Genomic DNA, 13,149 nt, shown 5'->3' with positions numbered 1-13,149 from the left:
AAAAAGGAACCAGGACTTCATTACCAAAATTGATAGTACAACTTAAAAATAGAACCTATAGTTAAATAAAATTATGAGAAAGATTTTAAAACCAATAATGATGGCGTTGATGCTGTTAACCACAGCAATTTCCTTCAGTCAAGCTCAGGATGCTAGTGCAAATGCAGAAATTCTAACTAAAGCGAAGGAGTGGGTTTCAGCATTAAATTTGACAGATGTTGCTAAAAAAACAGCCGTAGAGAATGTGATTGCCGTTCATTTAACGGCCGTGAGAGATTGGCATAACAGCCATCCTTCATCCACCGTTCCGGACGGAATTAATCCGGTTACGGGAAGCAAATTGACTGATCTTGATAAGCAAATTATCGCCGATTCTGCTATGCCCTCAACCATTCATCAATCTTTAATGGATGGCTTAAATAAAAATCTATCTGCAGACCAAGTAGAGGTAATCCTGGACAAATACACCATTGGTAAAGTCGATTTTACCATGAAAGGTTACAAATCCATCGTTCCGGATTTGACTGCTGATGAAGAAGCTAAAATTTTGGCTTTTATGAAACAGGCAAGAGAGCAGGCAGTCGATTATAAAAATATGAAACAGATTTCTGCCATTTTCGAGATTTACAAAACCAAGTCAGAGCAAATGTTAAACAATAATGGTCGCAGTTGGAGAGCACTATACAGCGCCTATACCAAAAGGATAAAAGAAGAGAAAGCGAATAAGAGAAAAGCAGGGAATAAGGAATAGAAAGGATTCGAATCTATTACAATTTTCTATTCTCTATTTACCTCATATAAAAAACCTATGTTAAAAAGAAAAATATACATCACACTTGTAATTGCATTAGCATTAGGATTGAGTGCCAATGCGCAAGTTGAAAAATGGCAAAAAGGCGTAGTAAAGCAAGAATTTCTTTACGATCAGGCACCATTTCCGTCTTGTCATTCAGCAACTATTGTAGAAACACCAACAGGTTTGGTGGCATCCTATTTCGGCGGAACAAAAGAGCGCAACCCAGATGTTGAAATTTACATCAGTCGTTTTGTGGATGGAAAATGGCTTGCTCCGGTATTAGTAGCCAATGGCGTTCAGCCTGACGGGAAAAGGTTACCAACATGGAACCCGGTTCTATATCAAATTCCAGAAGGAGATTTAATTCTATTTTATAAAATCGGTCCGAAACCATCTGAATGGTGGGGATTAATGAAAACTTCGAAAGACGGTGGAATTACCTGGTCGGATGCTGCAAAGCTTCCAGATGGTTATATCGGCCCTGTAAAAAACAAGCCGGTTTTATTAAGTAATGGAAATCTGTTTGCGCCTTCCAGTAGAGAAGGTGACGGCTGGAAGATCCATTTTGAGGTAACTAAAGATAATGGCAAAACATGGAGAACGGTTGGACCGCTACCGGAAAATGGCATCAAAGCCATTCAGCCCAGTATTTTACAGCATGGAAACGGCAAGTTGCAAATTTTGGCCAGAACAGCCAACAGGGCTATTGTCGAATCATGGTCGGAAGACAATGGCGAAAGCTGGTCTCCTTTAACAAAAACCTCATTGCCGAATAACAATTCTGGCACAGATGCAGTAACGATGAAAGATGGGCGTCATGTTTTGGTTTACAATCATGTTTTGCCTCCCGGCGATTTAGCAAAAGGACCAAGAACTCCCTTAAATGTTTCGGTTTCTAAAGATGGAGAAAACTGGTCTGCAGCTTTGATTTTGGAAGATTCACCAATTAGTCAATATTCATATCCTGCCGTAATTCAAACATCGGATGGAATGCTTCATTTCATTTATACCTGGAGAAGGCAGAAAATAAAACATGTGGTTGTGGATCCGTCCAAGTTGAAACTAAAAAAAATCAAGAATGGCGTTTGGCCTGAGCTTAAAGGCTATGCAGCACCGGTGATTACAGAAACGAAAAACGAAGAACCATGAGAGAAGGCAGTTTTGCATTTATTCCAACCGTCATTTCGACCGTAGTAGAGAAATCTTTTAAATTAGTTTCACAGTCTTTTCTACTATTGCCGAGAATAATGGGAATTGTTGTTTTTTTATCGTTGTTTACAAGGTTATCCGCCCAAACCCAGAATACCGACAATCTTTACAAAAAACCATTAGTCGACGTTTTAAAAGAAATCCAGACGCGGTTCAATGTTCAGATTAAATATTCAGAACCGCAGGTGAAAGACAAATGGCTCAACTACGCTGAATGGCGTTTTCGTGCCGATGTAGATGAAACACTAAAAAATGTTCTTGCTCCTTTAGATATGAAGGTAAACAAGGAAAAACCCGGCGTTTACAAGTTAAAAGAATACGAATACTACCGATGGGAGCCGAAAGATGGCTGGGCCTATCTGGATACCCTGGCTACAAAATATACCGATAAAAGCAGCTGGGAAAAACGGAAGGCGGAGATAAAGCCCGAGCTTTACAAAGCTTTGTTACTGTCACCTTTGCCGGCAAAACTGAATTCAAAACCAATCACTACGACGAAACGGGTTTTTAACGGTTATTCGGTAGAAAATATTGCTTTGGAAATCTTGCCGGGTGTTTGGATCAATGGATCGCTTTATAAACCGCTAAATGTTAAAGGCAAAATTCCTGTAATTCTCAGTCCTGATGGGCATTGGGAAAAACAGCGCTACAGAGCCGATTGTCAGCTCCGTTGCGCCACGATTGCCAGGATGGGAGCAATGGCTTTCAGCTATGATTTATTTGCGTGGGGCGAATCCATGCTGCAGTTTAAGTACGAAGATCACCGCCGGAGTTTAGCCCAAACAGTACAAACTTTGGGGGGGATAAGAATTTTAGATTATTTCTCTTCGCTTAAAGAAACCGACACCGACAGAATTGGAATTAGTGGTGGTTCAGGAGCTGGAAGTCATTCCATCTTAATGACTGCAATGGACGATCGAATTAAACTGAGTGCACCGGTGGTGGCGATGTCATCCTATTTTTACGGTGGTTGTCCTTGCGAAAGTGGAATGCCTATTCATCAATGCGGTGGTGGTACGGACAATGTAGAATTGGCCGCAATGGCAGCACCACGACCACAACTTTTAGTTTCGGACGGTAGTGATTGGACGGCCCACACACCAGAACATGATTTCCCTTACCTTCAAAAAATGTATGGATATTATGGCGTGAGCAGTAATGTGGAGAATGTTCATCTTCCTACAGAGAAACACGATTTTGGGATAAATAAACGTATTGCGCTCTACGATTTTCTGATTAAAAACTTCAAACTAAATGGCAGTTTAGTAAAAGATAAAGCAGGAAAATATGACGAAAGTGAAGTAACCATCGAAAAAGAAAATGCCCTTTATGTTTTTGGAGATAAAGGGGAAAAGTTACCCAAAAATGCGGTGATAGGATTTGAGAATCTGGAAAGATTATTTCCATTTAGCAATTAAATAATGCTTTACCCTTACCGTCATTCCCACGCAGGTGGGAATCTTAAGGCATGGGCAAACCTTGCCAAGAAGATGCTCAGTCAAACTGAGTATGACGACCGGTCATAGTTGATGCTTAAACTGAAATACAAAGAATCATTAAACAATAAATTAAATATGCAACATCAAAACAGGCGAACTTTTATTAATAACACTGCTTTGCTAGCCGGCGCTTTGATGATCCCAAATCAACTGCTGTTTGCCTTTGAAAAAAAGGATCGATACAAGGTTGCCGTAATTGATTTAATGATTTTGAAACGTCAGAAAATTAGTGCCTTGCCGCTTGCCAAAGAGCTGGGTGCAGATGGACTTGAAATCGATATGGGCGGTTTGGGAAATAGAGAGACCTTTGATAACAAATTGGCCGACCCGAAAGTGCGTCAGGAGTACCTTGATCAAGCGAAAGAATTGAATCTGGAAATTTGTTCTTTAGCAATGACGGGTTTTTATGCACAATCCTTCGCTACACGTCCAACTTATCACAAAATGATTCAAGATTGTTTGGACACAGCAAAGGCGATGAACGTAAAAGTGGTTTTCTTACCACTGGGAGTCCAGGGCGACCTTGTTAAAAACCCTGAACTGCGTGAACCTATCGTAAAAAGACTAAAAGTTGCCGGAAAGATGGCTGCAAAAGCGGGTATTGTGATCGGCATTGAAACAGCTCTTGATGCCAAAGGAGAACTCAAGTTACTCAAAGATATTGGGTGCAAACACATCAAAAGTTACTTCAACTTTTCTAATCCGATTAAAAATGGAAGAGATTTACAGCAGGAATTGAGAACATTGGGCAGAAAAAATATCATACAAATTCACGCTACAAATGATGATGGAGTTTGGTTACAAAACGATTCGAAGATTAATTTACCTGAGGTAAGGGCAACGCTGGATGATATGGGTTGGAGCGGATGGCTGGTTGTTGAAAGAAGTAGAGATGCAAGCCAACCCACAAATGTGAAGTATAATTTTAGTGCCAATACAACTTATCTTAAGTCCGTTTTTCAAGCGAAATAATTTATGAAACAAATTAGGATATGCTTTTTATTGATATTTATTTTTCTGCACTTTCAAGTTGCTGCAGTGGAAATTTATGTTGCAAAAAATGGTGCTGATACTAACAATGGAAATAAGGAACAACCTCTTGCAACACTTCATGCAGCCATAAGGAAAGCCCGTGAATTAAGGCGTTTAAAAGATCCGTCAACGAAAGATGGAATAAGAATTTTGGTTGGTGCAGGCATTTATCAATTACATGAGCCCCTCGTTCTTCGCCCCGAGGACGCTGGAACTAAAGATAGCCCAACAGAGATTTTATCCACTGAAAAAGTTGTTTTAAGTGGTGGGGTTAAAATCGAGGGTTGGAAAAAGGTCAATGGAGCGGTTCCAGGATTACCAAAAAAGTCTCTGGAGAAAATATGGGCTGCTGATCTTCCTAACCATGGTGTCAGCGATTTGCTATTTCGCCAGCTTTGGGTAAATGGAACTAAGGCGATCCGGGCAAAAAACTATAATGGAGAGGCCATGGGTAGAATTTTATCCTGGGATAAAAAAAACCAAACCTGTAGAATACCGCTTCAGCCAAACACAGATTTAAGCAAACTTGCCGGGATGGAAATGTTAATACATCAATGGTGGGCAATCGCTAATCTTCGGGTAAAATCGGTTAAAGTAATCGGTAATGCTGCAGAGCTTTCTTTCATGCAGCCTGAAAGTAGAATTCAATCCGAACACCCCTGGCCAGCACCCTGGATTTCTGAAAAAACAGGAAACTCTGCATTCTATTTATCCAATGCCATCCAGTTTTTAGATGAGCCAGGCGAATGGTTCGAAGACCTGAAAAACCATAAAATTTATTATTGGCCAAAGGCATCAGAAAATATGCAAAGGGCAGAGGTGATTGCTCCTGCAATAGAAAACCTGCTGAAAATCGAAGGAACAATCGATCATCCGGTTTCATTTGTACGTTTTGAAGGCATTTCTTTTGAACACACTACCTGGTTAAGGCCATCTATGGAAGGCCACGTTCCGCACCAGGCAGGGATGTATATGCTCGATGCTTATAAGCTTGCAACACCCGGAACTCCAGATAAGCCAAGTTTGGAAAATCAGGCTTGGGTTGGTAGGCCGGCAGCCGCTGTTGAGGTAAATTTTGCCAATCAGATCAGCTTCGAAAAATGCCGTTTCCAACATCTTGCCTCTACCGGTTTAGACTTCAAGAAAGGAACCTCAGATAATTTAATTCGAGGCAATCTGTTTAAAGATATTGGCGGCTCAGCGATCTTAGTGGGCACGTTTTCTGATGAAGCAACAGAAGTTCATTTGCCTTATAATCCTAAAGATAAACGGGAGATTTCAACAAATGAAAGGATAGAAAATAATTTGATTACGGATGTTACCAATGAGGATTGGGGTGCTGTTGGCATTGGTGCAGGTTATGTGAAAGGCATTAAAATTCTCCATAATGAGATTAGTGATGTCTCCTATTCAGGGATCAGCATGGGCTGGGGCTGGACTAAAATGCAAAATGCGATGAAGAATAACACCATCAGCGCAAACAAAATTCATCACTATGGCAAACACATGTATGATGTTGCAGGGATTTACACACTCTCTGCTCAACCCGAATCTTTCATTACCGAAAATGTAGTCGATAGTATTTACAAGGCACCTTTTGCTCATCTTCCTGATCACTGGTTTTATTTGTATACGGATGAGGGTTCTTCTGATTTTACCATTAAAAACAACTGGACGCCGACCGAAAAATATCTTCAAAATGCGAACGGTCCGGGTAATGTATGGGAAAACAATGGGCCTAAGGTTGCCGAGAACATCAAACAAAATGCAGGTTTAGAGTTGCCCTTCAGGTATCTGCTTAAAGAGAAAGGCACTTATTCAAATCGCGGTATCAATCAGGCGGAAGATAAAACAGTTGTTTTTGAATTGATATTTAAAAGTGATCAGTTACCGGGAAACCAAACTTTGGATAATTTTGCACAAGAAAATAACCTGTTAACTAGCGCTATCTATAAATGGAATAACAGATTGGTAATTCATACGTCAAGCTTAAAAGTAGAAAGTTTGCAGCAAACTTTGAAACGCTTAAATGCAGCGGAAATTAAGCTCTACAACGATATTTTTTACGATTTTAACAGAGAGAAAAGCTGTGGGGACAAACCGGTTGCCGAATGGGATAACGTGATGCTGTCGGCCAGTTTGGTTGAGGATGAAAAGATGCAAAAAGAATATTTGGATTACCATAAAACGCAATTTGAAAAATGGCCGGAGATATCCAAAGGATTTTGCAATGCCGAGTTTCAGCGCCTGGCAATTTTTAAAAATGGTAGGCAACTGATGTTAATTATCAGTATTCCCAAAGGCAAAAAACTAGAAGATTTAAATCCGAAAACGACATTAAATAATCCGAAGGTTGAGGAATGGAATACCATTATGAAAAAATACCAGGAAGGTATAGCAGGAACAAAACCCGGGGAGGTTTGGGTATTTTTTAAACCGATTGAATAGATAAGTAACCGTCATTTTTTGCTTGCGGCTGGCATGTAGGAGCAATGGCGACTGAAGAAATAAAAAAATAACAAGATGTTAAGATTAGGGATTTTAGGTTTAGGAGAGGGCAGAAGTACAATTTCTGCATCATTAGCGAGCAAAAAATTTAAGCTCATTCAAATTTGCGATGCGAATAAAAAGCTTTGCGAGGAACGCTCATTGGAGTTTGATTTTCAAAATTGGACTACCAATTACGAGGATATGTTAACAAGCGATAAAATCGATATGATCGCAATTTACACACCAGATCATTTGCATTTTGAACACATCAAGCTGGCTTTGCAACATGGAAAACATGTGGTGTGCACAAAGCCTTTTATTGATGATCTTTCTCAGGCTAATGAGCTGTTAGAATTAGCTAAAAAATCAAGAAGAAAAATTTTTGTCGGACAAAGTTCTCGTTTTTTCGAACCTGCAATGCGTCAGAAAAAGGATTTTGATAAAGGATTAATCGGAGAACTAATCACCATCGAAAGTCATTACCATGCCGATCACCGTTGGTTTTTGGAAAAAGGTTGGTCGTTAAAACAATCGTTTAAATGGTTATACGGCGGCTTAAGTCATCCGGTTGATTTTATTCGCTGGTATATGCCCGATATTGAAGAAGTAATGGGTTATGGCATGTTGAGCAGCAACGGCCTTAAAGCCGGATTGAGAAATGTTGATACCATGCATTTTATATTCAAGGCAAAAGATGGCCGTATTGCACGGGTAAGCGGTGCATATACTGGGCCTACACAACCGGCAAGTCGCGATAGTGGAATGAGTTGCATTCTCCGCGGAACAGAAGGAGCAAGCCAGGCCGATTACCACGAATTACGCTATTCTGTCACCACCAAAACCGGTGAAGAAAAAATCATTACCTGGGGTGATGCTACATTGAAGCATTATTTCCGTTTCGAGGGGCAAAGTCATCATGCAGGCGAATATCAGAATTATCTCGATTATTTTGCAGACAGTATTAATAACAAATTCACAGCCTATCCGGATTTAAAAGAGGGAATTGGAACTGTTGCCTTATTGCAGGCGATGGATAAATCCATGGAAATTGGTTTGCCTGTTAAGATTGATGAAATCTTAAAAGCTAACAATATGACAAGAGAATCGATTGGCTTGTAGTATTTGCCATGGAGACAAAGAAAACACGGAATGGATTTGAAATAAGAAAGTAGTCAAGATGGTCGTCATTGGGAGGTACGAAGCAATCCTAAAACCAATCGGACTGCCACCTTATTATGATCCCTTCCTACATTAACCATGAAAGCCTAACTAAGAAACAAGCTCCGTGAATTCCTTGATTCCGTGGCAAAAGATAACCAAACTAACCAAATAAATTAATGGGAAATATTGTAGAACGTTTAACCAATTTAGATTACTTTATCGTCGCCGCTTACCTCGTAATTTTAATTATTATCGGGTACAGGGCAAGTTTCTCGAAGAAGAAAAACGAAGATGAAAACCTGTTCCTGGCCAACAAATCACTTAATTGGTCGAGCATTGGTTTCAATATGTGGGGAACGAATGTTGGTCCATCCATGTTGGTTGCGTTTGCAAGTATTGGTTATTCTACCGGCATTGTGGCGGTTAATTTCGAGTGGTATGCCTTTATCTTCTTATTCTTGCTTGCCATTGTATTTGCCCCAAAATATCTGGCGGCTAAAGTGAGTACCATGCCCGAATTTATGGGCAACCGTTACGGCGATTCAACACAAAATATACTTGCGTGGTATGCCCTGATTAAAATTTTAATTTCATGGCTATCATTGGGTTTGTTTGCAGGTGGTGTTTTGGTGAGGCAGATCTTGGGCGTTCCGATGTGGCAATCGGTTACCGTTTTAGTGGCTTTTGCTGGCCTGTTCGCATTTTTCGGCGGACTTAAAGCTATCGCTAAAGTCAACGTTTTTCAAATGATTTTACTGATCTGCGTTTCATTCGCACTTACCTATTTAGGCCTGGAAAAGGTTGGAGGAATAAGTGCACTATATCAAAAAACACCAAAAAACTTCTGGAACCTCGTTCAGCCTGGAAGCGATCCGCAATATCCGTGGTATGCCATTCTGCTGGGTTATCCGGTTTCTGCTGTAGCTTTCTTCTGCACCGATCAATCGATGGTTCAATCGGTGCTTGGAGCCAAGAATTTAGAACAGGGGCAGTTGGGCGTCAGTTTTATTGGATGGCTTAAGATACTCTCTTTGCCACTTTTCATTGTGACCGGGATTTTGTGTTACGTCTTATATCCCAATCTGGGCAACGCAGATATGGCATACATGACGATGGTTACCAATTTGTTTCCTCCTGGAATGAACGGCCTGGTAATCGTGGTATTAATTGCAGTGCTGGTGGGTACGATCGGATCTTGCCTTAATTCTTTAAGTACTGTTTTCACCATGGATGTGTATGTGAAAAAAATTAACCCCAATGCAACGACAAAAGAAATTATCAAAACCGGCAGGTTGACGGTTGTTGCAGGTTGTGTTTTCGCCATCCTGGTTGCATTAGCAATAGATAATATTCAGGGCTTGAAATTGTTCGATGTTTTTCAGGCCGTTTTAGGTTTCATTGCTCCACCATTGTCTGTCGTGTTTTTATCAACGGTATTTTGGAAAAGAACCACTAGAAAAGCTGTTAATTTCACACTTTCAATTGGGTCAATCATAAGTTTAGGTATAGGCGTTTGTTACCTGTGGATCTTGCCATCGTCTGAATATACATTCTGGCCACATTATCTGGTTTTGTCCTTCCTGATTTTTGCCTTGCTGATGATTTTGTCGATTGTTATTTCTCTTGCAGATCGTTCACCATCTGTTTACATCGTAAATGAATCACATAAGGCAAATATCGAAAAGCCAAGTCGAAGGGTGTGGATATCCTTTGGTGCATTGGCCATTGTCATGGTCATACTTTATATTTTCTTTAACGGACATTAAAAGAAGTCTGAGGTCCGATGATAACAACAACTAATAACACGCAAAAATACATGTTATGAAAACCTTTAAAAAAATAATTATTGTGGGATTTTTGAGCTGTTTTATTATGCCAGCTTTAGCCCAAAAAGCCTCATGGATTTGGTATCCGGGTGATTTTGATATCTACATGAGCAATGTGATGCAGAACCGTAGAACCGAGCGGGGATCGTTTTTTCCAGTCTTTTGGAAAATGGATAGCCACTATGTTCTGGTAGATTTTCATAAAGAATTTAATCTTTCTCAACCAGAAGAAGTTAAGCTTTTTGTAGAAGGAACTTATAATGTGAAGATTGATGGTCAGGCCATTTCCGGTTTCCCTAAAACGATCCAAATCCCGGCAGGGAAGCATAAATTAAGCCTTAAAGTTTACAATCAGGCACATGTTCCGGCGATTTTTGTGCAGGGTAAAACAATTGGCTCAGACGACACATGGCTTTCAACTTTTGAGGATAAAGAATGGATTGATCAAAGCGGAAAGGTTTCAGACAAATCCGGAACGACATTCGTTTCGGCAGGTTCATGGAATTTGAATGATCCCAATCAGTTGCCATCGCAATTTAAATTGCCGGTTAAACCAATGGCCGCAGTTTCGCGAAAGAAAAACGATGGCGGCGAATTGCTCGATTTCGGTCGGGAAACATTTGGTTTCATAAAAGTACACGGGTTGAAAGGCAAGGGCCGTTTAAGTTTATACTATGGCGAATCGCCTGAAGAGGCTTCATCAGAAGAAAAATGCGAAACCTTAGATTATTTAGATATTGATCTCGCCCAAAAGAAAGATTCGGTAATGCCGCTTTCGAAAGCTTTTAGATATGTAAATCGTCAAAGCAGTGGAAATGTAACAGTTGATTCCATCTCCATGCTTTACGAATATGCGCCATTAACCGAAAGAGGAAGTTTTAAATCATCTGATGCCGAACTAAATAAAATTTACGATGTAGCTAAATACACCTTTCACTTAAATACCCGTGAATTTTTTATCGATGGCATTAAACGCGACCGTTGGGTTTGGAGTGGTGATGCTTACCAGAGTTATTTGATGAATTATTATTCGTTTTTTGATGCACCAACTGTAAAAAAAACCTTATGGGCACAACGAGGAAAAGATCCGGTTACGGCCCATATCAATACCATAATGGATTACTCTTTCTATTGGTTTTTAGGGATTTATGATTACTACAAGTTTACAGGCGATCAAAAATTTGTACAGGATATTTATCCTCGTATGCAGTCTTTAATGACCTATATTGATGGAAGAAAAAATAAAGATGGTTTGTTGGAATGGATGCCGGGTGATTGGATTTTTATCGATTGGGCAGATAAACTGAGCAAAGATGGTGAAGTCAGTTTCGAGCAGTTACTGTATGCCCGAAGCTTAGAAACCATGGCTTTGTGCGCCAAACTTGCAAATGATACTGAAGGTGCTGCAAAATACGACAAACAAGCAAAAGAGTTAAAAGCCAAAATATTCGATTTGTATTGGAACCAAAATAAAAACGCGTTGGTTCACAGTAGGATAGATGGTAAGCAAACGGATAATGTAACGCGTTACGCCAATATGTTCGGAATTTTTTTTGATTATTTTACCCCTGAACAAAAGTTAGCCGTGAAAAAAGATGTGCTTTTGAACAATGAAGTCGCAAAGATTACAACGCCTTACATGCGTTTCTATGAGTTGGAGGCATTATGTGCTATGGGCGAACAACCTTATGTTTTAAAAGAAATGAAAAACTATTGGGGTGGAATGTTAAAACTCGGCGCAACATCTTTCTGGGAAGAATATAATCCAGATAAAAAAGGAGCAGCGCATTTAGAAATGTATGGCAGGCCATTTGGAAAAAGCCTTTGCCATGCCTGGGGTGCGAGTCCGATTTACTTGTTGGGTAAATATTATTTAGGTGTAGAGCCAACTGCGCCAGGTTATGAAACCTATACCATTACGCCAAATTTGGGTGGCTTAGAATGGATGGAGGGAAAGGTACCGACTGCTAATGGCGATGTCTCCTTGTACTGCAGTAAAAAAGAAATTAAAATTTCGTCTGCCGTGGGAACAGGAAAATTAAGAATAGGTAGCAAAACCATGCCTGTGGTAAAAGGTGCAGAAGTTAAGGAAGTTTCGAAAGGCGTTTATGAAATAACGATTGAGAAAGGCAGAGATTACAATTTGAAATATTCGGGATAACTTACTGTGTTCGGTCGTTATTTGCTTCCCTGCGGCAGGCAAGCAACGACAATAAGAACAGTTTATACCCCAATTCTTTGCTCAATCTTTTTAACACACTTATTAGCTTCCGCAAGAATGGTATCATTTCCAATCGCCCTATCGTTATTCAAAGCATTTAACATCGAAATGGTTAAACAGGCAATGATACCGTTATTGCCTCCAATTCCGATAGGAACGGAAATGTCGGTTACACCGGAAACGGAATCGCTGTTTTTGAAATACGATCCCTTTTTTTGAATATCTTTTAAAGAGTTAATAAAATCTTCCTGTTGTGGCTTTGAATATTTTTTAAAAACTGCATTATTTTTTAAGGTTACATTGCGTTCACCTTCGGGCATATAAGCCAATAAAACCTTTCCTGATGCCGTTAAAGGTAACGGAAACAAATTTCCCTCTTCAATTGATAACGCAATTGGGCCTGGGCTTTTGGCATGGATAATCACCATAACCTGGTTCATATATAAGATACTCAGGTGGCAAGATTGGCGAATGGTATTGGCCAATTCTTCTAATGGAAATTGAGCTGCTTTGCGCAACTCGTCCATCGGCGAATGCCTGTGCGAAAGGTAAAACAGCTTTAACGAAAGTCTGTACTTTCCAGAAACTTCATCACGTAAAATATAACCACGACTCTCCAAACTCATTAACATCCGGTAAATTTCATTCGGCGTTTTTTCAATGCCAACCGCAATTTCCGTTTGGGATAAGGGAATAGATTGTGCTGATAAATATTCCAATATATCAAGTCCTTTATCTAAGGCAGGTGCTTGATATTTCAATTCCTTTTCGTGCATGCGGGTTTAAATTTGGTCGTAGCTTATTTTAGAATTTCAAACATACAAAATGCTTTTCATTTTACCATTTAGAAAGATTGGATATCAATCTAAAGCATTAAAAGTTTTCATATTTAAAAAAAATATTTATATTTGAATT

9 protein-coding genes are annotated in these 13,149 nt (G+C 39.7%); 8 read left to right on the top strand and 1 reads right to left on the bottom strand.

Annotated elements, in window-relative coordinates; genetic code table 11:
• The first annotated feature begins 73 nt into the window (after window positions 1-73).
• From ASF92_RS06020 to ASF92_RS05985, 8 genes are all read left to right on the top strand, one after another.
• On the top strand, window positions 74-751 hold the full coding sequence (locus tag ASF92_RS06020; protein WP_056089419.1) for a DUF3826 domain-containing protein: 678 nt from the start codon (window positions 74-76) through the stop codon (window positions 749-751).
• A 57-nt stretch (window positions 752-808) separates the two neighbouring features.
• Complete coding sequence (locus tag ASF92_RS06015; RefSeq protein ID WP_056089415.1) at window positions 809-1,945, top strand: exo-alpha-sialidase; 1,137 nt, start codon at window positions 809-811, stop codon at window positions 1,943-1,945.
• Complete coding sequence (locus ASF92_RS06010; RefSeq protein WP_082489474.1) at window positions 1,942-3,423, top strand: acetylxylan esterase; 1,482 nt, start codon at window positions 1,942-1,944, stop codon at window positions 3,421-3,423. The genes ASF92_RS06015 and ASF92_RS06010 overlap by 4 nt, the downstream gene beginning before the upstream one ends.
• A gap of 111 nt (window positions 3,424-3,534) precedes the next feature.
• Entirely contained in the window at window positions 3,535-4,476 is a 942-nt protein-coding gene (locus ASF92_RS06005; RefSeq protein ID WP_231729752.1) for a sugar phosphate isomerase/epimerase, read from the top strand.
• Window positions 4,477-4,479: 3 nt separating this feature from the next.
• A complete protein-coding gene (locus ASF92_RS06000; RefSeq protein WP_056089412.1) occupies window positions 4,480-6,984 on the top strand; it encodes an L-rhamnose mutarotase in 2,505 nt (834 codons plus the stop codon).
• Window positions 6,985-7,059: 75 nt separating this feature from the next.
• Entirely contained in the window at window positions 7,060-8,145 is a 1,086-nt protein-coding gene (locus ASF92_RS05995) for a Gfo/Idh/MocA family protein (RefSeq protein WP_056089409.1), read from the top strand.
• A 218-nt stretch (window positions 8,146-8,363) separates the two neighbouring features.
• Entirely contained in the window at window positions 8,364-9,953 is a 1,590-nt protein-coding gene (locus tag ASF92_RS05990; protein WP_056089407.1) for a sodium/solute symporter, read from the top strand.
• Between the two features lie 55 nt (window positions 9,954-10,008).
• Complete coding sequence (locus ASF92_RS05985) at window positions 10,009-12,174, top strand: amylo-alpha-1,6-glucosidase (protein WP_056089404.1); 2,166 nt, start codon at window positions 10,009-10,011, stop codon at window positions 12,172-12,174.
• Between the two features lie 62 nt (window positions 12,175-12,236).
• Here the strand turns inward: ASF92_RS05985 and ASF92_RS05980 are convergent, their stop codons facing one another.
• Window positions 12,237-13,010, bottom strand: a complete 774-nt coding sequence (locus ASF92_RS05980) for an IclR family transcriptional regulator (RefSeq protein ID WP_056089401.1) — start codon at window positions 13,008-13,010, stop codon at window positions 12,237-12,239.
• Between the last annotated feature and the right edge of the window lie 139 nt (window positions 13,011-13,149).

It is taken from the genome of Pedobacter sp. Leaf176 (genome assembly GCF_001424305.1).
Classification (GTDB): domain Bacteria; phylum Bacteroidota; class Bacteroidia; order Sphingobacteriales; family Sphingobacteriaceae; genus Pedobacter.
Note: the sequence above shows the minus strand (reverse complement) of the source record. Positions and strands in the feature narration are given on the sequence as shown.

Bases quoted from the DNA above. Each gene is read 5' to 3' on its own strand.
- ASF92_RS06020 (WP_056089419.1), top strand. From the start codon at position 74: ATGAGAAAGATTTTAAAACCAATAATGATGGCGTTGATGCTGTTAACC.
- ASF92_RS06015 (WP_056089415.1), top strand. From the start codon at position 809: ATGTTAAAAAGAAAAATATACATCACACTTGTAATTGCATTAGCATTA.
- ASF92_RS06010 (WP_082489474.1), top strand. From the start codon at position 1,942: ATGAGAGAAGGCAGTTTTGCATTTATTCCAACCGTCATTTCGACCGTA.
- ASF92_RS06005 (WP_231729752.1), top strand. From the start codon at position 3,535: ATGCTTAAACTGAAATACAAAGAATCATTAAACAATAAATTAAATATG.
- ASF92_RS06000 (WP_056089412.1), top strand. From the start codon at position 4,480: ATGAAACAAATTAGGATATGCTTTTTATTGATATTTATTTTTCTGCAC.
- ASF92_RS05995 (WP_056089409.1), top strand. From the start codon at position 7,060: ATGTTAAGATTAGGGATTTTAGGTTTAGGAGAGGGCAGAAGTACAATT.
- ASF92_RS05990 (WP_056089407.1), top strand. From the start codon at position 8,364: ATGGGAAATATTGTAGAACGTTTAACCAATTTAGATTACTTTATCGTC.
- ASF92_RS05985 (WP_056089404.1), top strand. From the start codon at position 10,009: ATGAAAACCTTTAAAAAAATAATTATTGTGGGATTTTTGAGCTGTTTT.
- ASF92_RS05980 (WP_056089401.1), bottom strand. From the start codon at position 13,010: ATGCACGAAAAGGAATTGAAATATCAAGCACCTGCCTTAGATAAAGGA.